Here is a 24,680-nt window from a genome sequence, read left to right on the forward strand (position 1 = left end):
GTTGCGTCTTCGGCGGCCGCCTATTTCGTGTTCTGGCGCAAGGTCATCGAATAAGCGCTGCGCCACACGCGTGAGTGCCGTGCGCGGGCGTGGCGCGCCATCCCTGTCATTGCACCGCCGTCACCGGCACATTCGAAATCCGCACCAGCCGATCCATCACGCTGCGGCGAAACATCGCCATCAGCGCATGCAGCGGATCATGTCTCGGCGCGACGACCACGATCTCGTCGCAACCGGTCTCGGCCGCCGCTGCCGCGATGGTGTCGGCCACCGGCCCGACCCTCATCACGACGCTGAATTTCACGCCCGCGTCGCGCAAAGTCCGCTCGGCCATCGCGAGATCGTCGGTCGCGAATTTCTCCTCGATCGCGCGCAACCGCGACAGCGGGTGATAGGCCTCGAGCCGTGTCGATTCGAGTGGTGCCTGCACGTTGATCAGCACGATCTCCGACGCGTACCGCTCGCGATACAGAAACGTCGCGTGCCGGACCGCCTGAAGCGAGCGCGGCGAATGGCCGACCGGAACCAGCAACTTGAGCATGGACGATGTCCCGGGAACGAAGTACTTCCAGCGTAGCCTGCGGCCGGACGAAACGATCTAAAGAGATCGGGTGCCCATGCAAAAAAGTCGTAAACGCGTGCGGGTCCGTGACGCGCAGATTAAAAATATAAGAAATTTAAGTTTATGCGCATAAACGATGACGCCGGATCGCTGCGGCCGCGGCGGCCGTCGGCAAGCGCATCGCCGGCCGCCCGCGCCACCCCGATTTAGTCGAATCCGCAATGAATTGCGCCGCAAAATATCGGAGGTCGAGCGGATGGCGTCGCGTAGAGTAGAGCGTCGGCCGCCGTCCAGCGGCCCGCCATTCGATACCGCTTCCCAGGAGACCCCGCATGCCGCACGGCGCCCCGCAGCTTCTCGCTCCCGCTTCCATCCCCGTCGACCCGATCGTGCGCCTGTCGGCAGGCGAGCTCGCGTCGGCGATCCGCAGCAAGGCTGTCTCGTGCGTCGAGACGATGCGCGCGTATCTCGATCACGTCGAGCGCGTGAACGGCGCGGTCAACGCGATCGTCGCGCTGCGCGACCGCGACGTGTTGCTCGCCGAAGCCGCGGAAAAGGATGCCGCGCTGGCGCGCGGCGAGTACCACGGCTGGATGCACGGGATGCCGCAGGCGCCGAAGGATCTGGCGATGACGAAGGGGCTCCGGACGACCTACGGATCGCCGATCTTCCGCGAGAACGTGCCGCAGGCCGATTCCGTGGGCGTCGCGCGGATGCGCGCGGCCGGCGCGATCTTCATCGGCAAGACCAACACGCCCGAATTCGGGCTCGGCTCGCACACGTTCAACGAGGTCTACGGCGCGACGCGCAATCCGTACGACCTGACGAAGAGCGCGGGCGGCAGCAGCGGCGGCACGGCGGCGGCGCTTGCGTCGCGGATGCTGCCGGTGGCGGACGGCAGCGATTTCGGCGGTTCGCTGCGCAATCCGGCCGCGTTCTGCAACATCTACGGCTTCCGTCCGTCGCAGGGCCGCGTGCCGCGATGGCCGGGTGTCGACGTGTTCGTGCAGCAGCTCGGCATCGAAGGGCCGATGGGCCGCACGGTCGGCGACGTCGCGCAGCTGCTCGCGATCCAGGCCGGCTACGACCGCAACGATCCGCTGTCGCTCGCGGAAGATCCGGCCGTGTTCGCGCAGCCGCTGGACACGGACCTGCGCGGCAAGCGCGTCGCGTGGGTCGGCGACTGGAACGGCTATCTCGCGACCGAAGCCGGCGTGCTCGCGCAGTGCGAACAGGGGCTGGCGACGCTGCGCGAGATCGGTTGCGACGTCGATGCCGCACTGCCGGCGTTCGCGCCCGACCGGATCTGGCGCCTGTGGCTCGCGCACCGGCATCTGCTGTCCGGCGGCGGGCTGCTCGCGCACTATCGCGACCCGGCGCGGCGCGCGCTGCTGAAGCCCGAGGCGATCTACGAGGTCGAAGGACTGCTCGCGATGCAGGGCGCGGCAGTGTTCGATGCGAGCGTCGAGCGCACCGCGTGGCATCAGGCCGTGCTGAGCTTCTTTGACCGCTACGACTTCATCGCGGCGCCCACCGCGCAGGTGTTCCCGTTCGACGTCGACCAGCGCTGGCCGAAGGAGATCGCGGGGCGCGCGATGGACACCTACCACCGCTGGATGGAAACGGTCGTGCCGTGGACGCTGGCCGGCTGCCCGGTGATCAACGTGCCGGTCGGCTTCAACGACGCGGGGCTGCCGATGGGGATGCAACTGATCGGGCGCCCGCGCGCCGATCTCGCCGTGCTGCAGCTCGCACGCGGCTACGAGCAGGCGGCCGACTGGGTCGACCGGCGGCTGCCGGCGTGGATGGCTGCGTAACGTCGCGGCCGGCGGGTAGCCGGTAGCGGGTGGCGAAACGGGCGGCGGCGAGCCGCCCGTTTTGCTTCGATCCCGGAACGGGATGTTCGTCCGCGCTCCGCGTGCCGGCCACGAACGCGTTGCCCGACAGCGCCAGGCGGCGATGCGCTTCGTCGCGCCGCTTGCGGAGGCCGGAAGCCGCCGTCATTGATGCGGCCGGAGAACGAATCCCGCTACGCGCCCGATATCGCGCGGCAAACGCGGACGAATCCGCGCGACTGCGTACCGCGGTCGCGAAATTGCAAGCGGCCGTGCGGCGTGATTTCGTTTCGATGTGTTTCAGTCGTTGCGGCGGCGCGCGACGCGCTTCGACAATATCGGCCTCAACAATTCGGGCACGAGGGAAACACATGAAGCACATTCGCGCGACGGCCAGGCATCTGGCATCGGCAGGCATTGCGTTCGGCATCCTGGGGAGCGGCGCCGCGCACGCGCAGCTCGACCTGCAGTCGATCGGCACGTCGCTGCTCGGCGGCGGGCAGCAGCAGGCGGCGTCCGCGCAGGGCGGCGTCGCGCAACTGCTGCAGGCCTACGTCGGCGCGAACCAGCAGGTGCTGGCCGGCCAGTCGTCGCTCGCGTCGGCGATGGGGCTCACCGGTGCGGCCGGGCAGGCGCAGCAGGCCGCGGGCCGGCTAAGCGGCGGCGATGCGCTGACGCCGGCCGCGCTGTCGCAAATGGGCGGCGCGCAGCAGTCGGTGTCGCAGGCGCTCGGCCAGGCATTCGCGAGCGGCGGCGCGACGCACGGCCCGATCGACAAGCAGGCGTTCAGCAACGGCCTCGCGTCGCTCGGGCAGGGGCTCACGCAGTATTCGCAACTGCAGTCGGGGCTCGGCAATCTCGGTTCGACGAGTGCCGCGTCGTTGTTGCAGTCGGGCCTGAATCCGCAAAACATGCAGGCCGCGTCGTATATCGCGCAAAGCGCGCCGGGCCAGTTGCAGTCGCTCGCGGCGACGCTCAGCCAGGCCGTGCAGTTCGCGACGAGCCAGGGCATTTCGGTGCCGTCGGTCGCGTCGTCCGCGCTGAAGCTGCTGCCGTAATGCTGCGCGGGATTGCGCGCGATGCGGTGCCGGCATCGCGCGCGACGAAGAACAAAGGTCCCGCACAACATGGGGATTTCGCGCGATGCTATCGTGGCGTGTCCCTTTTATCGGTGCAGGTTCATGACTGACTCGTTCGACCTCTCGCGCTATTTCTCCCGCATCGGCTACGACGGCCCGGCCGAGCCGACGCTCGACGTGCTGCGCCGGCTGCATCTGCTGCACCCGCAGGCGATTCCGTTCGAAAACCTCAATCCGCTGACCGGCGCGCGCGTCGCGCTCGACCTGCCCGCGATCGTCGACAAGGTGATCGGGCACCGCCGCGGCGGCTACTGTTTCGAACTCAACAAGCTGTTCTACACCGCGCTCACGACGATCGGTTTTCGCGTGACGCCGCTGATCGCGCGCGTGCGCTGGATGCGGCCGCCCGAGATCGTCACGGCGCAGACGCACATGCTGCTGCGCATCGATCTCGATGGCGCGGTCTGGCTCGCGGACATCGGCTTCGGCAGTGCGACGCTGACCGCGCCGCTGCGCTTCGTGCCGGGCGAGCGGCAACTGACGCCGCACGGCGCGTTTCGCGTCGTCGACGCGCCGGTCGACGGTGAATTCGACATGCAGTTCGAGATCCCCGACGGCTGGCAGACCACCTACCGCTTCTCGCTGAAACCGGCCGAGTGGATCGATTACGACGCCGCGAACTGGTTCACGTCGACGTATCCCGAATCGATCTTCGTGAACGACCTGATCGCGTGCCGCGTGCTGCCGGACGGCCGCGCGGCGCTGCTCAACACCGTGCTGACACTGCGCGACGCGGCGGGAGCCGGGCGCACCGTCACGTTCGACGACGCGGCCGCGTGGGGTGCGTGCCTGCGCGACACGATCGGCATCAATACGGCGGGATTCGATCTCGACGCGCTGTTTGCGCGGCTGGCGGCTCGCGCCGGGCAATAACGCGAACGCACGGTGTTCGCGCAGGCGGCCCGCACACGGGCCGCACCCGATCAAGCCATCCCTCTCCACCGCTCGCGGTTGACATTTACTAGATTGCTAGCATACTAGCTTCCATGATCGACGAAGAAGTGAAGCAATTCAACGTGTACCTGCCGCTGAGCCTGATCCGGCAGGTCAAGCATCGCGCCATCGAAACGGAGCAATCGCTGTCCGCGCTGGTGGCCGATGCGTTGCGCGCGTACCTGGCCGCTCCGCAGCCGGGCGCGGGGCCGTCCACCAAGGAGGAATGACATGTCATCCGAGCGAATCGAAGCCGTGTTCCTGACGACGCACAACTGGGGCAAGTCGGCGAAGTTCTTCCAGGCGCTGGGCTTCACGCTGGAATTCGAAACCGATCACCAGTCGGGCCGGTTGCGCAGCAGCGACGGCCCCTATCTGTTCATTGCCGAAGTGCCGCCGGGCGACACGCCGGACATGCAGGTCGTGCTCAAAGTGCCGGACGAGCAGGCGGTGCGCCCGCAACCGATCGTCGACGTCGTCACGCCGTTCGAGGATACGCACTGGGGCACGCGCGACATGACCGTGCGCGACCCCGACGGCCGCGTGTGGCGGCTGCAGGCGCCGGGCCGGCATGGCGCGTGAGGCCGATATGACCGATACCCGCGAAGACGCCCCCGACAGCACCGCCGCGCGCGTCGCGCTGTGGCGTGCGCTGCACGTCGAACTCGACGCGCCGCCGCACGTGCTCGCCGACACAGTCGGGCTGCGGTTGCTCGCGCCGGAGCCGGGCTGGCAGCAGCGCGGCGACATGGATCCGCAGTTCACGCGGCCGTTCCGCGCATCGATCGTCGCGCGGGCGCGCTTCATCGAGGATCTCGTGGTCGAACAGGCCGCGCGCGGCGTGAGCCAGTACGTGATCCTCGGTGCCGGCCTTGACAGCTTCGTGCAGCGCCGGCCCGACATGGCGTCGCGCATGACCGTCTTCGAAGTCGACCCGCCGGTGCCGCAGGCATGGAAGCAGCGCCGCCTGGTCGAACTCGGCTTCGGCGTGCCCGACTGGCTGCGTTTCGTGCCGGTGGATTTCGAGGCGAAACAGTCGTGGCGCGATGCGCTCGTCGCCGCGGGCTTCGATGCCGGCAAGCCGGCGGTCGTGGTGTCCACCGGCGTCAGCATGTACCTGACGCGCGACGCGAACGCGGCCGCGCTGCGCGAAGTCGCGTCGCTCGCGCCGGGCTCGACGTTCGCGATGACGTTCCTGCTGCCGCTGGAGAACGCGGATCCGGACGTGCGCCCGGGGCTGGAAATGGCCGCGAAGGGCGCGCAAGCGAGCGGCACGCCGTTCATCAGCTTCTTCATGCCGGCGCAGATCCAGGCGCTCGCGCTGAAAGCCGGTTTCGCGAAGGCAGGGCATGTGTCGGCCGCCGAATTGACGCGGCGTTACTTCGCGGATCGCACGGACGGTCTCAGGCCGCCGAACAACGCGGAAGAGCTGCTGGTCGCGACGGTCTAGCGTCGCACGCAAGCCAGCACATACGTGCGAGCCGGTTCCGGGCACACCGGGCCGGCGGCGCGAATTCGCCGGATGCCGGGCGGATCGGTCAGGCCCGTTCGAGCACGGCCATCTCCCGCACGACCACGAGCAGCACCGCGAGGCTTGCGCCGCCCGACGCGCGCAGGTCCGCGAGCAGGTGCTCGTAGCGGGCGAGCGCGGACTCGCGGCGCTCGCGCCACGCGCCGACGATCGTCTCCGGCGTGGCCGAATCCGGCGATTCCGCGAGCGCGCTCGTCGCGAGCGTGCGCTTGAGGCGCGCGACTTCCGCGAGCGCGGCCGCGCGCGCCAGCATGTCCCAGTGCGTCGGCGTCGGCAGCGTCGCCGCGCGTTCGCCGATCCACCCGTAATTGAGCAGCGTGCCGAGCGAGAAATACACGCCCGCGACGAGTTCGAGGCTGCGGTTGCAGGTCGCGGCCACTTCGGCGATATCGAGCAGCGCGGCCGAGATGTCGCCGCTCGCGACACGCACGGCGAGCGCGCTGTCGACGCCGGCTTCGACCAGCACGCGCTGCCGCTGGGACAGCGCATCGAGATCGTCGGCCGGCAGCAGCGACGGCAGTTGCGGCGCAAGCCGTTGCGCCGCGTCGCGGCAGCGCGCAATCAGCTCGGCCACGCCGCCGTCGGCCACCGCGCCGGACTGCAGATGCCGCAGGAACCACAGCGCCGCGCGCTCCAGCAGCCGCGCGACGTCGACGAACATGCGCGCCTGCACGTCGTCGGCGACACGGTTGTCGAGCGCGTCGATGTCGCGCCATACCGCATCGAGGTCGAACACGTCGCGCGCCATGATGCACGCGCGCACGATGTCGCCCGGCTTCGCGTCGGTTTCCTCCATCAGCCGGTGCACGAACGCGCAGCCGACGCGGTTCACGAGCGCGTTGGTCAGGTGCGTCGCGAGAATCTCGCGGCGCAGCGGATGGCGGCGCATCGGTTCGCTGAAGCGCTGCTGCAGCGGCTTCGGGAAGTAGTCGACGAGCATCGCGGCAACCAGCGGATCCTCGGGCACGTCGGATTCGAGCAGCGCGTCGTAGAGCCACATCTTGCTGTACGCGAGCAGCACCGCGCGTTCCGGCGACGTGAGGCCGAGCTTCGCGGTTTGCCGTTCGGCGACTTCGTCGTCGGTCGGCAGGAATTCGATCACGCGGTTCAGGCGGCCCGCGCGTTCGAGCCAGCGCATCAGGCGCGCCTCGGCGTCGAGCATCTCGACGGCATAACGACCCGCGATCGACAGCGCCTGCGTCTGGTAGTAGTTGTCGCGCAGCACGAGCAGCCCGACTTCGTCGGTCATCTCCGCGAGCAGGGCATTGCGCTGCTTCTCGGTCATCTCGCCGTCGGAGACGACGAGTCCGAGCAGGATCTTGATGTTGACTTCGTGATCCGAACAATCGACGCCGGCGGAGTTGTCGATCGCATCGGTGTTGATGCGGCCGCCGCGCTGCGCGAACTCGATGCGGCCGAACTGCGTGCAGCCGAGATTGCCGCCTTCGCCGACGACCTTGCAGCGCAGGTCTGCACCGTTCACGCGTACCGCGTCGCTCGCACGGTCGCCGACCTGCAGGTGGGTCTCGCGCGCAGCCTTCACGTAGGTGCCGATGCCGCCGTTGTACAGCAGGTCGACCGGCGCCTGCAGGATCGCGCGGATCAGCTCGGTCGGCGCCAGCGCGTGCGCGTCGATGCCGAGCGCGGCCTGCACGGCCGGCGACAGCGGGATCGTCTTCGCGGTGCGCGGGTAGACGCCGCCGCCCGACGAGATCGCGGCCGAATCGTAGTCGGCCCAGCTCGAGCGTTCGAGCGCGAACATGCGCTGGCGCTCCGCGAAGCTCGTCGCGGGATCGGGGTTCGGGTCGAGGAACACGTGCCGGTGATCGAACGCGGCGACGAGCCGGATATGCGGCGACAGCAGCATCCCGTTGCCGAACACGTCGCCCGACATGTCGCCGACGCCGACCACGGTGAAGTCGGTCGTCTGCGTATCGACGCCCATCTCGCGGAAGTGCCGCTTGACCGATTCCCATGCGCCGCGCGCGGTGATCGCCATCTTCTTGTGGTCGTAGCCGACCGAGCCGCCGGACGCGAACGCGTCGTCGAGCCAGAAGCCGTACTCGTGCGAGATCGCGTTCGCGTAGTCGGAGAAGGTGGCCGTGCCCTTGTCGGCGGCGACGACGAGATACGGATCGTCGGGGTCGTGGCGTACGACGTCGGGCGGCGGCACGATCGCGGTGCCGGCGAGGTTGTCGGTCAGGTCGAGCAGGCCGCGCAGGAACGTCTGGTAGCACGCGATGCCTTCGCGCATCCACGCTTCGCGATCGCTCGGCGGTGGCGGGTTCTTCACGACGAAGCCGCCTTTCGAGCCGACTGGCACGATCACGACGTTCTTCACCATCTGCGCCTTCATCAGCCCGAGCACCTCGGTGCGGAAATCCTCGCGGCGATCCGACCAGCGCAAGCCGCCGCGCGCGACGCGCCCGCCGCGCAGGTGCACGCCTTCGACGCGCGGCGAATACACCCAGATCTCGAACATCGGCTTCGGTTCGGGCAGGCCCGGCACTTTCGCCGGATTGAACTTGAACGACAGGTAGGGTTTCGATTCGCCGTTCGCGTCGAGCAGGAAGTAGTTCGTGCGCTCGGTCGCGTTGATTACGCCGAGGAACTGGCGCAGGATGCGGTCCTCGTCGAGGTTCGGCACCTGGTCGAGCGCGCCTTCGATCGCCTTCAGCAGCCGTTCGGCCTGCACGTCGCGCGTGTCGCCGGTGAGCGGGTCGAAGCGCAGCAGGAACAACTCGACGAGCTGCCGCGCGATTGCCGGATTGCCGGTCAGCGCGCGTTCGATATACGCGTCGCTGAACGTCGAGCCGACCTGCCGCAGGTATTTCGCATACGCGCGCAGGATCGTCACTTCACGCGCGCTCAGGTGCGCGCGCAGCACGAGGCGGTTGAAGTCGTCGTTCTCGATCCGGCCGTTCCAGATCCGGTCGAACGCATCCTCGAACAGGCCTTTCACGCGCTCGATGTCGAACTCGGTATCGTCGGCGAGCTCGAGGCCGAAGTCGTGCACCCATGCGTGTGCGGCGTCCTGCGTCTGGATCCGGTACGGCCGCTCCTCGTCGACGCGCACGCCGAGATGCTCGAGCATCGGCAGGCTGCGCGACAGCGCGATCGGGTCGCCCGCGCGATAGACCTTGAAGCGGAATGCGCGCGCCTCGGCCTCGATCGGCCGGTACAGGTTCATCGCGAGCTGGCCCGAATCCTTCACGCGCTCGATCAGCTCGATGTCGCGCACGGCCGTGCGCGCGGGGTAGTCGTCGCGATAGCCGGCCGGGAACGAATCGGCATAGCGCTGCAGCAGGCGGTTGCCTTGCTCTTCGCCGAATGCGTCGAGCAGCGCGTCGGCGAGATCGTCCTGCCAGCGGCGCGCGACCTGCACGAGCCGCGTTTCGAGTTCGCGCGTGTCGACGTCCGGCATCGTGCCCGGTTCCGCGTGCACGACGAAATGAATCCGCGCGATCGCTGATTCCGAAAGCAGCGGCGTGAATTCGACGTTCACGCCGTTGTACGCGTCGACGAGCAGCTTTGCGATGCGCCGGCGCAGGTCGGTGTTGTACTTGTCGCGCGGCACGAACACGAGGCACGACACGAAGCGGTCGAACCGGTCGCGGCGCACGAACAGGCGCGTGCGCTGGTGTTCCTGCAGCCGCAGGATGCCGAGCGCGATGTCGTAGAGCTGGTCTTCGTCGGCCTGGAACAGCTCGTCGCGCGGATAGGTTTCGAGCACCGTCACGAGCGTCTTGCCGAGATGCCCCTTCGGCAGGAAGCCCGCGCGCCGCACGATGTTCGCGCACTTGCGGCGCACGATCGGGATCTCGGCGCTCGACACCATGTACGCGGTCGACGTGTAGAGCCCGATGAAGCGGCGCTCGCCGGTGACCTTGCCGTCGGCGCTGACGAGTTTCACGCCGACATAGTCGAGATAGCCGGGCCGGTGCACGGTCGCGCGCGAATTCGCCTTGGTCAGGAAGATCGGCCAGGGGCCGGTGATGATGTCGGCGGCGGCTTGCGGTAGCGGCGTCACGTCGGGAGCGCCCGACGTGCGCAGCGATTCGCGCAGGATGCCGACGCCGGAGCCCTCGATGCCGCGCAGGCCGAAACCCGCGCCGTGCGACACGAGCGCGTAGTCGCGCTGGCCGAGGAACGTGAAGTGATCGGCGGCCATCCATTCGAGGAACGCGCGCGCCTCGATGTCTTCCGCGGTCGATTCGCGCGCCTTCATCTCCTTGATCGTCGCGCGGGCGATGTCGACGATCTTCGGCCAGTCCTCGACCGATGCGCGCACGTCGCCGAGCACGTGCGCGATGTCCTCGCGCAGCGTATCGAGCAGCGCGGCGTCGCCGCAGCGATCGACTTCGAAATGGATGAACGACGCGAGCTGCGACTGGGCGTCGCCGGGCGTCGCGCCGCCCGCGTCGACGCGCTCGATGCTGCCGTTGGCGCCGCGCCAGATGCGGAACACGGGGTGCAGCGCCGAATGCAGCGCGAGCCCGAGGCGGTTCACGGCCATCGTCACCGAGTCGACGAGGAACGGCATGTCGTCGTTGACGATCTCGATGACCGTGTGGTCGGAATGCCAGCCGTGCTGTTCGAGGATCGGGTTGTATACGCGCAGCCGTTCGTTGCCGGGCACGAATTTCTGGGCGGTCTGCCAGTGCGCCATCGCGGCGCCGTAGAGATCGGCGATGCTGCGGTTCTGCAGATCGTCGGCGTCGACGAAATCGTAGTAATGATGCAGGAAGGGTTCGACGATCCGGAACGTGGCTTCGGGCAGGCGCCCGCGCGCGAATTCGACGACGTCGGAGAGCAGGTGTGCGACGACTTCTTCGTTCTTCGCTTCCATGGCGGTCTCCTCGTCGGGTGGCCATTGGCTGCTGCGTGTGTCCGGCATTATGCGCCGATTGCGTGACAAAGCGATGTGCGGGCGCACAACGGGAGAGGGCGGAGGAAGCCGCCTGCAGTGTCCGTCGCGGACGACGCGGGTATGCGTCAGCGCATTGCGAGCGGTGCCGAAGTGACGCCGCCGTTGTCGCTCAGCGCTCGTCGCTCCACAGCTTTCCGGCCGTCGCCCAGTTCTCCTTCTTCACGTCGGTCAGGATGATGTCGACCGAGCCCGGCGTGCAGCCGAGCGTCTCGCACGTGACGCGTGTAATCGCTTCGACGAATTCGCGCTTCTGCTCGACGGTACGGCCTTCGAACAACTGGATATTGAAAGTCGGCATGACTGGATGCTCCGATGGTTGGGGTGAACGATTCGTTGAGAGGCCGGCGACGGCGTCAGTCGCGATACGACGGATCGATCCGGTCGAGCCGGCGCAGCAGCGCCGGCCATTCCAGCTCGCCTTCGATCGCGCCGCCGTCGCGCAGTTGTTCGGCGGTGCGGTCCGCGACGGCCGGGTCCGGCAGCACGAGCGACCCGCCGCCAGCCTGCGCGCGGACCTGGATGTCGCACGCCTTGATCAGCGTATCCATCAGCACATAGGCTTCGGCAACGGTACGGCCGACCGTCAGCGTGCCGTGATTGCGCAGCAGCATCGCGGATTTCGCGCCGAGGCTCGCGGTTAGCCGCGCGCCTTCGGCCGGCGAGAACGCGAGCGCCTCGTAGTCGTGGTACGCGAGGTCGCCATGAAACCGCAGCGCGTGCTGCGACGCGGGCAGCAGCCCATCGCGCTGGATCGACACGGCGATGCCGGCCGTATTGTGCAGATGCATCACGCAGACGGCATCGGCGCGCGCGGCGTGTACGGCCGCGTGCAGCGCGAAACCGGTCACATTGACTGCATGCTCGCTGTCGCCGATCCGATTGCCGGCGAGGTCGATCTTCACGAGGTTCGACGCGCGGACCTCGTCGAACGTGAGGCCGAACGGATTGATCAGGAAGTGACCGGGCTCGCCTGGCACGGTCGCGGAAAGATGCGTGTAGATCAGGTCGTCCCAGCCGTTCAGCGCGACGAGCCGATACGCGGCGGCGAGGTCGACGCGCAGCCGGCGTTCGGCGTCCGAGGTCGGGCCGCCGGGCTTGACGGCATCAGGACGGTGTGCGAATGACGACATCGGGTTCTCCAAGAGTGAAGCGGCGCGCGACGGCTACCGTGACCCACGACGCGAGCGCGAACGGCGCCGTGAACACGGGCATGCCCGCGCGCGTCGCGAGCCACTGGATCAACGCGGCGAGTGCGGCGGCCGCGAGCGCGGCCCGTACGCCGCGCGACATCAGCGCGAGCGCGGCAAGCGCGCCGTTGAAGCCGAGCAGGCCGGCCGCGAACAACGCGTGGTCGGCGCCGAGCGCGGCCAGCAGCACGGTCGACACGATCGCGCCGCCGAGCGCGAATGCGGCCGCACGCCGCGACGCGACGGCGATGCCGGCGACGATCAGCGCGCCGGCCCAAGCGCCCTGCGCGAAGGTGGTCTGGGCGACGCCCGCGAGCAGCGCGGCGCCCGCCGACACAAGCGTCGTCGCGGCGGCCGTGGCGCCATCGGCATGCTGCAGCGCGACAAACGGCAGCCACAACGCTGTGACGGCGAGGCACGGGCTGGAATACGGGCACTGGCGCCAGCGGGCGAGCGGCGCGCGCATCGCGCGCTGCACGAGTGCCGCACCGATTGCGGCCAGCGGCGTCAGCCTGAGGGCGACGTGGGGATCGGGCGCGAAAACGACGGCGATCAGCGCGGCGAGTGCGCCGTTGAAGCCGTGCAGCCCCTGTTCGACGTCGCGGCGTTCGGCGCCCGTCAGCACGGCGGTCATGCTGGCGGCGGCCGAGCCGACCAGCGCCGCGCACGCGAGCCGCAAGTCGGTCAGCGCCAGCGCCGCGAGCAGCAGCGTGCCGGTGAACGCATTCGCCTGCAGCACGATCTGCCCGATGCCGCGCAACAGGATGCGCAGGTCGATCGATGGCGAGGCGGAGCGGGCGGTAGACATGGTGGCGGCGAAACAGGACGAGCCGCGAGCATAGGACACAAACCCATGCACCGGAATAGGGAATTCTGGATAGTCAGGATTTGTGGGCGATGCCCCAGATCGGGGAATGGGGATGTTTTCCCGTGTTTGACCTGGGCTGCGTTAGCGTTTTTTGGTGCGTTATCTGTTTTGGTAGCGAATTTGGGAATCTGCTGGCGTTTTCGTTGCGGGATTCGTGCGACGATGCCCCGCATCGGGGAAACCGGGAGGCCGGACGATGCGCGAAGTGCGTTGGGCGTCGCTCGAGGGCGACGGGGTCGAACATCTGACGTTCGACCGGAGCGGCGGCGGGATCGTCGTCGAAAGCGCGGTGGTCGGCCAGCGGTACGGCCGTGCATACGGGCTCGCGTATCGCGTCGAGTGCGATCCGCAATGGCGCGCGACGTATGCGGTGCTCAAGGTGATGGGCGGCGGCACGCTCGAACTGCGCGGCGACGGCGCAGGCCGCTGGCGCGACGGCACGGGCCGCGCGCTGCCGGCGCTGGACGGCTGCATCGACATCGACATCGCGGCGACGCCGTTCACGAATTCGCTGCCGATCGGCCGCCTCGGGCTCGCGCGCGGCGAGCGGCGGCCGATCGACGTCGCGTACATCTCGACGCCGGACCTGAAGGTCACGCCGGTCAAGCAGGCCTACGCCTGCATCGAGCCGGGCCGGCGCTACCGCTACGAAGGGATCTTCCGAAATTTCACGGCCGAGATGGACATCGACGACGATGGGCTCGTCGTCGACTACGAGACGCTGTTCAGGCGCCTGCCGGCGCCGACGCTGCGCTGAACGGCGGCGGTCGTGACCGCCGGCCGCTCGTGCGCGGACGCGAAGCGGTCGATCCGCGACGCGATCATGTCCGGGTGGCGCAGCACGATCCAGTGCGTGCCGTCGATTTCCTCGCGCACGTGGTCGCCGAGCCAGCGATCGAGGTCGACCGACATCTCGGGCGTCACGTAACGGTCGCGCACCGGCACCAGGATCTGCACGGGCGCCTGCGCGTACCGTTCGCGCGGCTTGCGCGCCCGCGCCAGGAAGTTCGCACGGTAGAGCTGCAGGCCGTTCAGCGCGTTCTTCAATTGCACGGGATCGCGCTCGGCGCGCACGCGCTCGGTGAACTGCAGCCAGCGCGGCCACAGTGCTGCTCCGCCGAGCCGCCACACCAGCGACGGCACGAGCGGCAGGTGGAAGAACGCGATGTACCACGACTTCAGGCTCTGCTTGAGCCGCATCTTCGCGCGGAACACGTGATCGAGGCACGGGCCCGAGATCGACGTGTACGACGCGATCCGGCCGCGGAACGCGGGGTCGGTCACGGCCTCCCAGCACTGGATCGAGCCCCAGTCGTGGCCGACGAGGTGGAACGGCCGGTCGCCGCAGGTCGCGTCGGCTACCGCCTTCAGGTCGTCGGCGAGCCGCGCGAGCGTGTAGTCGGCGCGGCGTCGCGGCGCATCGGACGCGCCGGCGCCGCGCACGTCGTAGGCGATCACGCGGTAGCGCTTCGCGAGCCGCGCGCGGATCGGCGCCCACACGGCCGCCGAATCGGGGTAGCCGTGCACGAGGATCAGCGGCGGCGCGCGCCGCGGCCCGCTTGCGTAGACGGCGAGTTTCACGTCGCCGGACTGGACGGTCAGCATCGCGTGTGCGCGCGCCATGGCGTCATGCCTGCGGAACCGGGTGCAGCGGCACGCGGCGCGGGGCGGCCTGCGTCGCGTAGCGCGCGTTGGTCGCGTCGATGTTTTCGAGCAGCGTGTCGAGCCCCTGCAGGTACTGGTGGTTGTCGTGGTCCCACGGGTGGAAGCCCGGGCGGAAGTAGTCGAGCCATTCGCGCGCGATGCTCGGAAACACGCCGTGCTTCGGGCCGTACAGATACTTCACGAGGCGCCACATGCCGCCGAACTTGCCGTGTTCGCGACGGTGCGCGCGCATCAGGCGCACGTGGAAGTCGAATACGATCGCCCAGAAGAACACGGTCGTCGTCAGCATCGTGCCGGTGCGCAGCAGGTAGCTGCCGAGGCCCGGCTTCATCACGGTGGACCACACGTCGTAGGACACCGCCTTGTGCTCGGTTTCCTCCATCGCATGCCACATCCACATCTGCTGGTAGCCTTCGACCGATCCGTCGATCCGGTGCTCGTGGCCCGACAGCAGCTGGTTCGCGAGGATCGCCGTGTAGTGCTCGAGCGCGATCGTGATCGCGAGCTGCATCGAATGCGGCAGCGCCTTCTTGAACCAGCCGAGGATCGTCCACAGGCGCTTGTCGAGCTTGTGCGCCGGCAGGCCCGACGCTTGCAGCAGGTCGTTGTATTCGATGTGCTCGCGCGTGTGCATCGCTTCCTGGCCGATGAAGCCGAGCACCTGCTTCTTCAGCTCGGGATCCTCGATCCGGTCGCGGTAGTGGCGCACCGAATCCATGAAGAAGCGCTCGCCGGCCGGGAACAGCAGCGACAGCGCGTTCATGAAGTGCGTGACCGGTACGCCCTGCACGTGCCAGTCGCGCGCGCGTTCGGGGGGCAGCGCGAAACGGATGTCGCGCCGCACCGGCATCATGTTCGGGGTCGTCATGATTGTTCTCCTCCCTGATTGCCTGCGTTGTTGTACGTGGCGTGCAGCGGCGCGGGCGCCGGCGTGCCGCGTGCGGCGTGGCGGCGGGCCTTCGCGGCCTCGCGGCGCGTCGCCAGCACGACGAGCGCCTGGTAGGCGGACGGCAGGATGCGCGCCATCCAGTCACCGGCCTTCGCATCGCGGCCAATCAGCACGCGGCGCTTGTTCCGGCGCACGCCGGCGAGGATCGTGCGCGCGGCGTCGTCGGCGGTCGTGATGAAGAACTTCTCGAACGTGTCCCTGCCTTGCTGCTCGCTTGCGACCATGAAGCCGACCATGTTCTTCGAGACGCGGCTGGCCTGCGCGATGTTCGTGCGGATGCCGCCCGGATGCACGCAGGTCGCCGACACGCCGCACTTCATCATGTCGAGTTCCTGGCGCAGCGACTCGGTGAAGCCGCGTACCGCGAACTTGGTCGCGTTGTAGCCGCTCATGCCCGGCTGCGCGAAGATCCCGAACAGGCTCGACGTGTTGATCACGTGGCCGTCGCCCGATGCCTTCAGGTGCGGCAGGAACGCCTTCGTGCCGTGCACCACGCCCCAGAAGTTGATGTTCACGATCCACTCGAGATCGCTGTATTCCATCCCTTCGATCGTGCTCGACAGCGCGACGCCCGCGTTGTTGAAGACCAGGTTGACCTTGCCGTGCTCCTTCGCGGTGTCGTCGGCCCACGCGAACATCGCGTCGCGCTCGCCGACGTCGAGCACGCGCGTCGACACGCGCACGTTCGGCGCGATCGCGCGGACGATCCGTTCGGTTTCCGCGAGGCCGACGCCGTTCTTGTCGGCGAGCGATACATGGCAGCCGGCCTGCGCGAGCTGGATCGCGAGCGAGCGGCCCATGCCCGAGCCGGCACCCGTGATCGCGGCGACCTTGTTGGCGAAATCTCTCATGTCGTTTGCTCCTTGTCTGGCTCAGGCCGCTTCGGCGGAAGCGGCGGGCGCGGCGACGGGCCGCGCGATCGTGTCGTGCTGCGGGGCGCGATACGCGTGGTAATCGGCGATCGAGAAGCGCGCGGTCGCCTGGCGGAAGCGCCACGTGAAGCCCGGCCACAGCGTGGTGTTCTTGCCCGTGCGCGGGTCGAGGTACCAGCTCTTGCAGCCGCCCGTCGACCAGATCGCCTTCTTCAGCTTGCCCTGCAGGTCGCTGTTGAACTGCGCCTCGACCAGCGGGCGCACCTCGATCGCATCCGCGCGCTCGCGGTGCATCGCCTGCAGCGCGCCGAGGATGTATTCGATCTGCGACTCGATCATGAACACCATCGAGTTGTGGCCGAGGCCCGTGTTCGGGCCGACGATCATGAAGAAGTTCGGGTAGCCGGGCAGCGTCGAGCCGAGATACGCGTGCGCGCCGTCGCGCCACGCGTCGACGATGTCGAGGCCGCCGCGGCCGACGATCGCGCCGCGCGGATACGGATCGGCAACCTGGAAGCCGGTGCCGTAGATCAGGCAATCGACTTCATGGCGGCGGCCGTCGGTCGTCACGACCGCGTCGGCTTCGATGTGGTCGATGCCGGTCGTGATCACGTCGACGTTCTTGCGCGACAGCGCCGGGTAGTAGTCGTTCGAGATCAGCACGCGCTTGCAGCCGAGCGTGTAGTTCGGCGTGACGGTCTTGCGCAGCTCCGGATCGGGAATCTGCTTGCGGATGTGGCGCAGCGCGAGCTTCTGCACGTTCTTCATCAGCGACGGATGGATCGCGAAGCCGAGCACGCGCGATTCGAGCATCCAGTAGATGCCGCTGCGCACGGCTTTCTGCGTGAACGGCAGCGTGCGGAACAGCCACTTCTCGAGCCCGGTCAGGTTGCGGTCGGGCTTCGGCATGATCCACGGCGGCGTGCGCTGGAACAGCGCGAGTTCCTTCACGCGCGGCGCGATCTGCGGCACGAACTGGATCGCGCTCGCGCCGGTGCCGATCACCGCGACGCGCTTGCCGTCGAGCGCGTAGTCGTGATCCCACTGCTGCGAATGGAACGCGCGGCCCTGGAAGTTTTCCACGCCGGGAATCGCCGGCAGTGCGGCGCGCGACAGGCCGCCCATCCCCGACACCAGCACGCGCGCGGACAGCCGCTTGCCGTTCGCGAACGTGAGGCGCCAGCGTTGCGCGGCCTCGTCGTACTCGGCGCGCTGCAGTTCGTGGTTCAGGCGCAGGTGCGGGCCGATCCCGAAGCGCTGCACGCAGTCTTCCAGGTACGCGCGGATTTCCGGCTGCGGCGCGAACATGCGCGTCCAGCGCGGGTTCGGCGCGAACGAGAACGAATAGACGTGCGATTGCACGTCGCATGCACACCCGGGGTAATGATTGTCGCGCCACGTGCCGCCGACCGACGCGGCCTTCTCGAGGACGACGAAGTCGGTCATGCCTGTTTGCCGCAGGCGGATCGCCATCCCGAGACCGGCGAAGCCGGTGCCGATGATGGCGATATCGATGGTTTCGTCCAGGCCGTCATGGCCGGGCGGACCGAAAGGCAACGTGCGAGCATTCATCCGGGTGTCTCCGATTTGGCTCATTTTTTAATGTTACATTGGTTGATGTAACGATAGTGGGTGAGCCCGGAAACCGCAAGAGGCTAGAAGTGGCGCTCTAAGGGCCGGAAGCCAGACGGGAAAAGGCTGAGCGGGGTTTGGAACGGGCCGCTTTCCGCATCGCGGAATTCACGGAAAGGCCCGTCGATGGGGGCGAGACACGCGGTGGACGAGACCGCCGGCGCGCGGCGGTCTGTTTGAAACGGAATCAGGGGCGGATCGATCGGGCGGCTGTCTCATGGAAAACCCCGGCCACGATCGTGACCTGCGCGAGCGCGTAGAGGCCCCAGATCAGGTAATCGATGCCCGGAAAACCGCCGAGGAAGCGGCCGACGCCGATCAGCGTGTCGGAGCCGACGAAGATCAGGCTGCCGAGCGCGACCAGCGGGCCGTGCGTGCGGGCGGCGAGCGCGAAGCTCGCCATCACGCACAGCACGAGCAGGTAGACGGCGACTGGCGCCAGCAGCTCGCCGAGGTGCGGGAAGAAGTCCAGGTAGAACGCCGGCGCGGCGATCCACAGCCCGACGAGCGCGACGATGCGCCAGCCGTGCGGTCGCGCGCGCCAGCGCAAGAAGATCGCGCAATAACACAGGTGCGTGAGCAGGAACGCGCCGAGGCCGAAGACGAACGACAGCGGCCAGTCGGGCAGCGCGAGCAGCACGTCGCCGAGCACGGCGGTGGCGAGCGCCGCGCACAGCCACGCGCGTTCGCGCGGCGCGCCGCAGGTGCTGCCCGCTGCGAGCAGCAGGATGCCCATCGCGGCTTTCGCGGCGGCCTGGCCGGGATAGGGCGCGGCGGCGAGCGACAGCCCGTACAGCAGCGCGGCGGCGACGGCGAGCGGCCAGAGCCGGCGGTAGGTGGCGGGAAGCGTGGCGATCAAGGCGGGTGTCTCCGGTTTGTTGTTGTCTGCGGTGGACGGCGCGCCGTCGGCGGCGCGGCTGCCGGCCATTATCCGGAAGAAAGGGCGCGCGAAAACCGGCGAATCCTTCTAGGACGCGGCCGGGATGGCCGCCGGATTTCTTCTACGCGTTGCCCCGGCTGAACCGGGGCAACGACTTCGATTCGGCTTGCTATGATCGCCGCGGTATGTCCGTTGTCGATGTCCCGCCCGGCCGCGCGACTGGATGCGCAAGCCGATGCGTGCCCGATGTATCCATGCCGTGCCCGGCCCACGCGCCCATGCAAAGCGGGCGGGGCCGGCCCCCCACGAAAACAGGTCCGACCATGACCGAACTTCTCTACGGCGACGGCGCGATCCGTCGCGCGACGCCGTACGGTTCCTCGATCGAAAACACCTATGCGGGCGTGCTGTCGTTCATGCGCCGCAACTATTCGCGCGCGCTCGACGGCGTCGACGTCGCGATTTCCGGCGTGCCGCTCGACCTCGCGACGACCTATCGCTCCGGCGCGCGGCTCGGTCCGGCCGCGATCCGCGCGGCGAGCGTGCAGCTCGCGGAGCTCAAGCCGTATCCGTGGGGCTTCGATCCGTTCGAGGATCTCGCGGCCGTCGACTATGGCGACTGCTGGTTCGACGCGCACAATCCGCGGTCGATCAAGCCCGCGATCGTCGAGCACGCGCGCACGATCCTGCGCTCGGGTGCGAAGATGCTGACGCTCGGCGGCGACCACTACATCACGTATCCGCTGCTGGTCGCGCACGCGGAGCGCTACGGCAAGCCGCTGTCGCTGATCCATTTCGACGCGCATTGCGATACGTGGGCCGACGACGATCCGGACAGCCTCAATCACGGGACGATGTTCTACAAGGCCGTGAAGGAAGGGCTGATCGATCCCGCGACGTCGGTGCAGGTCGGCATCCGCACGTGGAACGACGACTTTCTCGGGATCGAGCGGCTCGATGCCGCGTGGGTGCACGACCACGGTTCGCGCGCGGCGGTCGAGCGGATCGTCGATATCGTCGGCGCGCGGCCTGTGTATCTGACGTTCGATATCGATTGCCTCGATCCGGCGTTCGCGCCGGGTACGGGGACGCCGGTTGCGGGCGGGTTGTCGTCAGCGCAGGCGCTCGCGATCGTGCGTGGGCTTGGGGCGGTGAACCTGGTCGGCGCGGATGTGGTCGAGGTCGCGCCTGCGTACGATCATGCGGACATCACTGCGATCGCGGCCGCGCATGTCGCGTGTGACTTGCTGTGTCTGTGGCGGGAGAGGAAGGTGGCGGGTGGGCTGAAGTAGGCTGGCGCGCATGGCCACGCAACGTAAAAGGCCGACGGGCTAGTGGCTGCTGAGCGTCCGGTCTTTGGTCGCGCCACGGACGCTGATGTCCGTATAAACACTGTTAGACTGCGGACGCCTTCCCCGCACATGCACTTGACCATTCAGGATAGTGACATGACCGAATGCGCTCTAACATTTACCAGTCAGACCGAATGGGAAAGCTGGTTAGTGCAAAACGGCAGCGCTTCGACCGGAGCATGGCTGCGTCTGGCAAAGAAAGGCACCGAGCAGCGCACCGTAACCTACGAACAGGCGTTGGAAAGCGCCCTCTGCTATGGCTGGATTGATGGTCAAAAGCAGGCTGAGAGTGAGAAATACTGGTTACAACGCTTCACTCCTCGCTCCGCAAAAAGCATCTGGTCCAAACTCAACAAAGACAGAGCTGAAGCGCTGATCGCCGCGGGCAGAATGCGCCCGGCCGGTATGTGCGAGATCGAGAAGGCCAGGAAGGACGGCCGCTGGAAGGCTGCTTATACGTCGGCCAGCAACTCGATAGTGCCGGACGACCTACAGGTCGCTTTGGACGCAAATCCGGGAGCCAAGAAGTTTTTTGCAACACTGAACAGCCGTAACCGCTATGCCATCCTGTTTCGGGTACAGAATGCCAAAAAGCCGGAAACAAGGGCGCGTAAAATCGCGGAATTCGTCGACATGCTGAACCGTGGCGAAACCTTCCACCCATAGATCTTGCGCTTCTGACGGAGATTTTGCCAAACGGGGGCATATAACCCGTATTGGCCGCTTCGGCTCGGCAGCCGTCATGCGCGAGACACGCCCGAAGGGCTGTTCCTGGCCGGGAAGCATCACCGTCATATAGAATGGTGCGCTTTGCCCGTACTCCTATGTGGTTCAAAAACCTTCAGCTTCATCGTCTTCCGGCACCTTGGGCCGTTACCCCCGATCAGATGGAAAAATGGCTGGCGCCCTACGCGTTTCAGCCGGGCAACAGCGTCGAGATGCAGAGCCTCGGATGGGCGTCGCCGCGTGACGACGGCGCGCTTGTGTATTCGATCAACCGGCAGATGCTGCTGGTGTTTCGTGCCGAAAAGAAGCTGCTCCCGGCGTCGGTCGTCAATCAGGTGACCAAGGCCCGGGCGCTTGAAGTCGAGGAGCAGCAGGGCTTCAAGGTGGGGCGAAAACAGCTGCGCGAACTCAAGGAGCAGGTTACCGACGAACTGCTGCCGCGCGCGTTCACCATTCGCCGCGATACCCGCGTGTGGATCGATACGGCGAACGGCTGGCTCGTCATCGATGCGGCGGCACAGGCTCTTGCCGACGACGTTCGCGGCCTGCTTGTCAAATCGATCGATCAGTTGCCGCTCGCCGGCGTTCATGTGGCGCTTTCGCCGGTCGCCGCGATGACGGATTGGCTGCTGTCCGGCGAGGCGCCGGGCGGATTCACCGTGGACCAGGACGCCGAGTTGCGCTCGAGCGGCGAAGGCGGCGCCACGGTGCGATACGTCGGCCACGCGCTGGAAGCGAACGACATGCGCCGGCACATCGAGGCCGGCAAACAATGCATGCGCCTCGCGATGACCTGGGATGACCGGGTCTCCTTCGTGCTGACTCCGTCGCTGACGATCAAGCGTGTCACGCCGCTCGACGTGATCAAGGAGGCGACGGATCCCACCGCGCAGAACGACGATGAACGCTTCGACTCGGATGTCACGCTGATGACGGGTGAATTGGGGCGGATGTTGACCAATCTTGTCGATATCCTGGGTGGCGATCAGCACGACTCGATTCATCAGGCGGCAGCAGCCTGAACTCCGTCGGTTGTCGAGGATCATCGCCCCGCGACGGCGAGGCTTCGCGCTGACGCGACATTTCGAGGAGGACCGTCGCCGCCCTGGCGGCGGGTCGCGACTGGGCGCTCGCGACCCTTCTCGGCCACTCGTCGACGCACTTAACCAACGACAGCTGCCCGTGTTCGAGCGGACGTCCGATCGTCAAGAGAATCAGTTCTTTCGACGGAAGTCACTCGAGGCTCGGCTCGGTCTGGACGCCAGGGGTTGCCAGTCAGCGCGAAGCGCCGAACAATTGAATCACGAGGCCACGCAGCCAGCGATTCCCCGCCTCGTGGTGATATCGCGCATGCCAATGCTGCCGTACGGCAAACCCCTCGACCGGGATCGGACATGCATGAACTGCGAGGTCACTGGCCTGAGCCAGCGTCTCGCCGATATGACGGGGCAGCGTCGTGATCAGGTCGGTGCTCTGGATGATCGCGCCCAAACCCAGAAAGCCCGGCAACTCCAGCACCACGTCACGCTCGATGCGCTCCTGCCGCAGCGCTTGTTCAAGGAGCTGGGCCCCCGTTCCCGCCGTAATGGCGACATGGCCCTCTGAACGATACTGCTTCCCCCCTAGACGGCCGCGAATCCGCGGATGATGCCGATTGGCCAGACATACCCAGTCCTGGTCGTACAGCTTCTGCTGATAAATTCCGCCGCCGAGCCACGGTACATAACCTATCGCGAGATCGGCTTCGCCCGATTCGAGCGCGCGCTCCGTGTTGCCGTCGATCCGCGCGGCTTCCAACCGTACGGCGGGCGCCTGCGCGCGGACATGGGCCAGTAGCTGCGGAAGCAGCGTGATGTGGCTCGCGTCGGTCATGCAGATGCGAAACCGCCGCTGAGCCGTTGCCGGATCGAACGCGATCTCCCATGCGGTGAACCGCCGCAGCGATTCGAGGATTTCCCGGCACGGCCCGATCAGCGCATCGGCCTGCGGCGTCGGCGCCATGCCGCCGGGCGTTCGAACGAACAATGGATCGTGCAGGTATTCCCGCAAGTGTCCCAGCCAGATGCTGACCGTCGGCTGGCTCTGCCCGAGCTGTTCGGCCACGCGCGTGACGCTGCGGATGTCGTACAGCAGGTCGAAGAGCTGAAGCAGCTTCAAGTCGGGCAGATCGGGCGGAGTCATGGCGTTATTGTCGAATGCAATGACGTTATTGTATTCATTGAATTGCCAGCATGAGCGGCAAATCCTATCGTGCAGCTACACCTCCAGGAGAAGCCATTGAAGATTGCGATTCTGGGTGCCGGCGCGCTGGGCTGCGCGATTGGCGCCACGCTCACCGAAGGCGGCCACGAGACCTGGCTGATCGACCGCTCGGCGGCACATGTCGACGCGATGCGCCGCGATGGTCTTCAGGTCGACGATGCTGGCGGATCCCGGCATGTCCGTGTCCACGCGACAACGCAAGCCGCCGAAGTCGGCGTCGCCGATCTGGTGATCGTGCTGGTGAAATCGTTCCACACCGATGCGGCGATGCGCGGTGCGCCGGAGCTGGTCGGGCCCAATACGCTGGTGCTGTCGCTACAAAACGGCCTCGGACATGAGGACATCCTTGCCGATGTAGTTGGCCGCGAGCGTGTACTCGCGGGCAAGACCTATGTCGGCGGGGTGCTCCGCGGCGCCGGGCACATCGAGTCCGGCGTGCTCGGCAAGTTCACCTATATCGGCGAACTCGACGGACGCATCACACCCCGCGTGCAAGCGATCGCTGACGCATTCAACACCGCCGGGCTCGGCACGACGGCCAGCGACAACATCATCGGCACGATGTGGGACAAGCTGCTGGTCAACGTCGCGACGGGCGCACTCACCGGCGTCACCGGGCTGACCTACGGACAGCTTTACGACGAACCCGTGCTGAAGGCCACATCGCTCGCGGCCGTGGCCGAGGCGATCGCGGCCGCGCAGGCAGCCGGCGTCAAGCTGTCGATGACGGATCCCGAGCAGGCCTGGACGCTGGCCGCCGAGGGGCTACCCACGGCGTTCAAGACCTCGATGCTGCAAAGCCTGGAGAAGGGCTCGATCACCGAGATCGACTACATCAACGGGTCAGTCGTGCGCTGGGGCCAACGGTACGGCGTGCCGACACCGGTCAACGCCACGCTCGTCGCCTGCATCAAGGGAATCGAACGCGCGATGGCCGACCGCCAGCACAGCGAGGCAGCCCAATGAACGCCCCCAAAGCCTATCTGGAGCATGTCGCCATCTGGGTGAAGGACATCCGGTGGCATATCCGTTTTTTCGAAGACGTTTTCGGCATGAGCATGCGAGAAGTTGACGGCACGCTCGACGCGCCGCGGCAGTACTGGACCCTCGGCGGCCTGCAGTTCATCCACGCCCCGGAATATGACGGCCCCGAAGGCCGGCTCGCCCACCTCGGCGTGATGTGCGAAGACATGGAGGCTGCGCTGGCCTCGGCACGGAGATTCGGCGTGACCGAAATGCCGCAGGGGCGCAACTGGCTTCGCCTGCCGGACGGCCTCGCCGTCGAGTTCATCCAGGCCAGGCCCGCCTCCTGCGTCGCGCAGGCTCTGGCGATCGACCCACGCGCTGAGGCATGAAG

Annotated in this window: 24 protein-coding genes; 13 read left to right on the forward strand and 11 right to left on the reverse strand. The window is 67.3% G+C overall.

The window, feature by feature from the left end:
* Positions 1-106 precede the first annotated feature (106 nt).
* Entirely contained in the window at positions 107-541 is a 435-nt protein-coding gene (locus tag CUJ89_RS22120) for a universal stress protein (RefSeq protein ID WP_114179573.1), read from the reverse strand.
* A 353-nt stretch (positions 542-894) separates the two neighbouring features.
* Here CUJ89_RS22120 and CUJ89_RS22125 point away from each other — a divergent pair, with 353 nt between their 5' ends.
* From CUJ89_RS22125 to CUJ89_RS22155, 6 genes are all read left to right on the forward strand, one after another.
* Positions 895-2,379, forward strand: coding sequence for an amidase (locus tag CUJ89_RS22125; RefSeq protein WP_114179574.1), 1,485 nt, complete (start codon positions 895-897; stop codon positions 2,377-2,379).
* A 389-nt stretch (positions 2,380-2,768) separates the two neighbouring features.
* Positions 2,769-3,455 carry a hypothetical protein gene (locus tag CUJ89_RS22135; RefSeq protein WP_114179576.1) on the forward strand — a complete coding sequence of 229 codons (687 nt, stop codon included), beginning with the start codon at positions 2,769-2,771 and terminating at the stop codon, positions 3,453-3,455.
* A 123-nt stretch (positions 3,456-3,578) separates the two neighbouring features.
* On the forward strand, positions 3,579-4,409 hold the full coding sequence (locus CUJ89_RS22140; protein WP_114179577.1) for an arylamine N-acetyltransferase family protein: 831 nt from the start codon (positions 3,579-3,581) through the stop codon (positions 4,407-4,409).
* A 113-nt stretch (positions 4,410-4,522) separates the two neighbouring features.
* A complete protein-coding gene (locus CUJ89_RS22145; protein ID WP_114179578.1) occupies positions 4,523-4,699 on the forward strand; it encodes a ribbon-helix-helix domain-containing protein in 177 nt (58 codons plus the stop codon).
* 1 nt (position 4,700) lies between these two features.
* A complete protein-coding gene (locus CUJ89_RS22150; RefSeq protein WP_114179579.1) occupies positions 4,701-5,051 on the forward strand; it encodes a VOC family protein in 351 nt (116 codons plus the stop codon).
* Positions 5,052-5,058: 7 nt separating this feature from the next.
* On the forward strand, positions 5,059-5,919 hold the full coding sequence (locus CUJ89_RS22155; RefSeq protein WP_114181501.1) for a class I SAM-dependent methyltransferase: 861 nt from the start codon (positions 5,059-5,061) through the stop codon (positions 5,917-5,919).
* Between the two features lie 88 nt (positions 5,920-6,007).
* On the opposite strand, the gene CUJ89_RS22160 is transcribed toward CUJ89_RS22155, so the two are convergent.
* The 4 genes from CUJ89_RS22160 to CUJ89_RS22175 form a co-directional block, all read right to left on the reverse strand.
* On the reverse strand, positions 6,008-10,849 hold the full coding sequence (locus CUJ89_RS22160; RefSeq protein WP_114179580.1) for an NAD-glutamate dehydrogenase: 4,842 nt from the start codon (positions 10,847-10,849) through the stop codon (positions 6,008-6,010).
* Between the two features lie 190 nt (positions 10,850-11,039).
* A complete protein-coding gene (locus CUJ89_RS22165; protein ID WP_114179581.1) occupies positions 11,040-11,228 on the reverse strand; it encodes a 4-oxalocrotonate tautomerase in 189 nt (62 codons plus the stop codon).
* 55 nt (positions 11,229-11,283) lie between these two features.
* A complete protein-coding gene (locus tag CUJ89_RS22170; protein ID WP_114179582.1) occupies positions 11,284-12,060 on the reverse strand; it encodes a class II aldolase/adducin family protein in 777 nt (258 codons plus the stop codon).
* Positions 12,035-12,925, reverse strand: a complete 891-nt coding sequence (locus CUJ89_RS22175; RefSeq protein ID WP_114179583.1) for an urea transporter — start codon at positions 12,923-12,925, stop codon at positions 12,035-12,037. Before CUJ89_RS22175 ends, CUJ89_RS22170 begins: the two co-directional genes overlap by 26 nt.
* A gap of 256 nt (positions 12,926-13,181) precedes the next feature.
* Between CUJ89_RS22175 and CUJ89_RS22180 the strand changes: the two genes are divergently transcribed.
* Positions 13,182-13,742, forward strand: coding sequence for a putative glycolipid-binding domain-containing protein (locus CUJ89_RS22180; RefSeq protein WP_114179584.1), 561 nt, complete (start codon positions 13,182-13,184; stop codon positions 13,740-13,742).
* Here CUJ89_RS22180 and CUJ89_RS22185 read toward each other — a convergent pair.
* From CUJ89_RS22185 to CUJ89_RS22205, 5 genes are all read right to left on the reverse strand, one after another.
* Positions 13,697-14,608, reverse strand: coding sequence for an alpha/beta fold hydrolase (locus CUJ89_RS22185; protein WP_114179585.1), 912 nt, complete (start codon positions 14,606-14,608; stop codon positions 13,697-13,699). The two genes, CUJ89_RS22180 and CUJ89_RS22185, sit on opposite strands and share 46 nt — an antisense overlap.
* Positions 14,609-14,612: 4 nt before the next feature.
* Positions 14,613-15,518 carry a metal-dependent hydrolase gene (locus tag CUJ89_RS22190; protein ID WP_114179586.1) on the reverse strand — a complete coding sequence of 302 codons (906 nt, stop codon included), beginning with the start codon at positions 15,516-15,518 and terminating at the stop codon, positions 14,613-14,615.
* Entirely contained in the window at positions 15,515-16,450 is a 936-nt protein-coding gene (locus CUJ89_RS22195; RefSeq protein WP_114179587.1) for an SDR family NAD(P)-dependent oxidoreductase, read from the reverse strand. The genes CUJ89_RS22190 and CUJ89_RS22195 overlap by 4 nt, the downstream gene beginning before the upstream one ends.
* A 21-nt stretch (positions 16,451-16,471) precedes the next feature.
* Positions 16,472-18,043, reverse strand: a complete 1,572-nt coding sequence (locus CUJ89_RS22200; RefSeq protein ID WP_114179588.1) for a flavin-containing monooxygenase — start codon at positions 18,041-18,043, stop codon at positions 16,472-16,474.
* A 247-nt stretch (positions 18,044-18,290) separates the two neighbouring features.
* Positions 18,291-18,962, reverse strand: a complete 672-nt coding sequence (locus CUJ89_RS22205) for a lysoplasmalogenase (protein ID WP_114179589.1) — start codon at positions 18,960-18,962, stop codon at positions 18,291-18,293.
* Between CUJ89_RS22205 and CUJ89_RS38870 the strand changes: the two genes are divergently transcribed.
* From CUJ89_RS38870 to CUJ89_RS22220, 4 genes are all read left to right on the forward strand, one after another.
* The gene (locus tag CUJ89_RS38870) at positions 18,952-19,074 is read left to right on the forward strand and encodes a hypothetical protein (protein ID WP_265341771.1); all 123 of its coding nucleotides are present in this window, start codon (positions 18,952-18,954) and stop codon (positions 19,072-19,074) included. The genes CUJ89_RS22205 and CUJ89_RS38870 overlap by 11 nt on opposite strands.
* A 232-nt stretch (positions 19,075-19,306) precedes the next feature.
* Positions 19,307-20,275: an agmatinase gene (speB, locus tag CUJ89_RS22210; RefSeq protein ID WP_114179590.1), complete on the forward strand. Its 969-nt coding sequence runs from the start codon at positions 19,307-19,309 to the stop codon at positions 20,273-20,275.
* A 156-nt stretch (positions 20,276-20,431) separates the two neighbouring features.
* Complete coding sequence (locus CUJ89_RS22215) at positions 20,432-21,001, forward strand: YdeI/OmpD-associated family protein (RefSeq protein ID WP_114181502.1); 570 nt, start codon at positions 20,432-20,434, stop codon at positions 20,999-21,001.
* A gap of 158 nt (positions 21,002-21,159) precedes the next feature.
* Positions 21,160-22,083, forward strand: coding sequence for a recombination-associated protein RdgC (locus CUJ89_RS22220; RefSeq protein ID WP_114179591.1), 924 nt, complete (start codon positions 21,160-21,162; stop codon positions 22,081-22,083).
* Positions 22,084-22,336: 253 nt separating this feature from the next.
* Here the strand turns inward: CUJ89_RS22220 and CUJ89_RS22225 are convergent, their stop codons facing one another.
* Entirely contained in the window at positions 22,337-23,242 is a 906-nt protein-coding gene (locus tag CUJ89_RS22225) for a LysR family transcriptional regulator (protein ID WP_114179592.1), read from the reverse strand.
* A gap of 96 nt (positions 23,243-23,338) precedes the next feature.
* Between CUJ89_RS22225 and CUJ89_RS22230 the strand changes: the two genes are divergently transcribed.
* The gene (locus tag CUJ89_RS22230) at positions 23,339-24,289 is read left to right on the forward strand and encodes a ketopantoate reductase family protein (protein ID WP_114179593.1); all 951 of its coding nucleotides are present in this window, start codon (positions 23,339-23,341) and stop codon (positions 24,287-24,289) included.
* Positions 24,286-24,678: a VOC family protein gene (locus CUJ89_RS22235; RefSeq protein WP_114179594.1), complete on the forward strand. Its 393-nt coding sequence runs from the start codon at positions 24,286-24,288 to the stop codon at positions 24,676-24,678. Before CUJ89_RS22230 ends, CUJ89_RS22235 begins: the two co-directional genes overlap by 4 nt.
* Positions 24,679-24,680 lie beyond the last annotated feature (2 nt).

Source organism: Burkholderia pyrrocinia, from assembly GCF_003330765.1.
GTDB classification, from domain to species: Bacteria; Pseudomonadota; Gammaproteobacteria; order Burkholderiales; family Burkholderiaceae; genus Burkholderia; species Burkholderia pyrrocinia_B.

Coding starts and splice junctions, on each gene's coding strand:
- CUJ89_RS22175 (WP_114179583.1), bottom strand. CDS start 12,925: ATGTCTACCGCCCGCTCCGCCTCGCCATCGATCGACCTGCGCATCCTG.
- CUJ89_RS22160 (WP_114179580.1), bottom strand. CDS start 10,849: ATGGAAGCGAAGAACGAAGAAGTCGTCGCACACCTGCTCTCCGACGTC.
- CUJ89_RS22170 (WP_114179582.1), bottom strand. CDS start 12,060: ATGTCGTCATTCGCACACCGTCCTGATGCCGTCAAGCCCGGCGGCCCG.
- CUJ89_RS22140 (WP_114179577.1), top strand. CDS start 3,579: ATGACTGACTCGTTCGACCTCTCGCGCTATTTCTCCCGCATCGGCTAC.
- CUJ89_RS22150 (WP_114179579.1), top strand. CDS start 4,701: ATGTCATCCGAGCGAATCGAAGCCGTGTTCCTGACGACGCACAACTGG.
- CUJ89_RS22185 (WP_114179585.1), bottom strand. CDS start 14,608: ATGGCGCGCGCACACGCGATGCTGACCGTCCAGTCCGGCGACGTGAAA.
- CUJ89_RS22195 (WP_114179587.1), bottom strand. CDS start 16,450: ATGAGAGATTTCGCCAACAAGGTCGCCGCGATCACGGGTGCCGGCTCG.
- CUJ89_RS22220 (WP_114179591.1), top strand. CDS start 21,160: ATGTGGTTCAAAAACCTTCAGCTTCATCGTCTTCCGGCACCTTGGGCC.
- CUJ89_RS22200 (WP_114179588.1), bottom strand. CDS start 18,043: ATGAATGCTCGCACGTTGCCTTTCGGTCCGCCCGGCCATGACGGCCTG.
- speB (WP_114179590.1), top strand. CDS start 19,307: ATGACCGAACTTCTCTACGGCGACGGCGCGATCCGTCGCGCGACGCCG.
- CUJ89_RS22145 (WP_114179578.1), top strand. CDS start 4,523: ATGATCGACGAAGAAGTGAAGCAATTCAACGTGTACCTGCCGCTGAGC.
- CUJ89_RS22120 (WP_114179573.1), bottom strand. CDS start 541: ATGCTCAAGTTGCTGGTTCCGGTCGGCCATTCGCCGCGCTCGCTTCAG.
- CUJ89_RS22165 (WP_114179581.1), bottom strand. CDS start 11,228: ATGCCGACTTTCAATATCCAGTTGTTCGAAGGCCGTACCGTCGAGCAG.
- CUJ89_RS22235 (WP_114179594.1), top strand. CDS start 24,286: ATGAACGCCCCCAAAGCCTATCTGGAGCATGTCGCCATCTGGGTGAAG.
- CUJ89_RS22190 (WP_114179586.1), bottom strand. CDS start 15,518: ATGACGACCCCGAACATGATGCCGGTGCGGCGCGACATCCGTTTCGCG.
- CUJ89_RS22215 (WP_114181502.1), top strand. CDS start 20,432: ATGACCGAATGCGCTCTAACATTTACCAGTCAGACCGAATGGGAAAGC.
- CUJ89_RS22135 (WP_114179576.1), top strand. CDS start 2,769: ATGAAGCACATTCGCGCGACGGCCAGGCATCTGGCATCGGCAGGCATT.
- CUJ89_RS22225 (WP_114179592.1), bottom strand. CDS start 23,242: ATGACTCCGCCCGATCTGCCCGACTTGAAGCTGCTTCAGCTCTTCGAC.
- CUJ89_RS22125 (WP_114179574.1), top strand. CDS start 895: ATGCCGCACGGCGCCCCGCAGCTTCTCGCTCCCGCTTCCATCCCCGTC.
- CUJ89_RS22155 (WP_114181501.1), top strand. CDS start 5,059: ATGACCGATACCCGCGAAGACGCCCCCGACAGCACCGCCGCGCGCGTC.
- CUJ89_RS22180 (WP_114179584.1), top strand. CDS start 13,182: ATGCGCGAAGTGCGTTGGGCGTCGCTCGAGGGCGACGGGGTCGAACAT.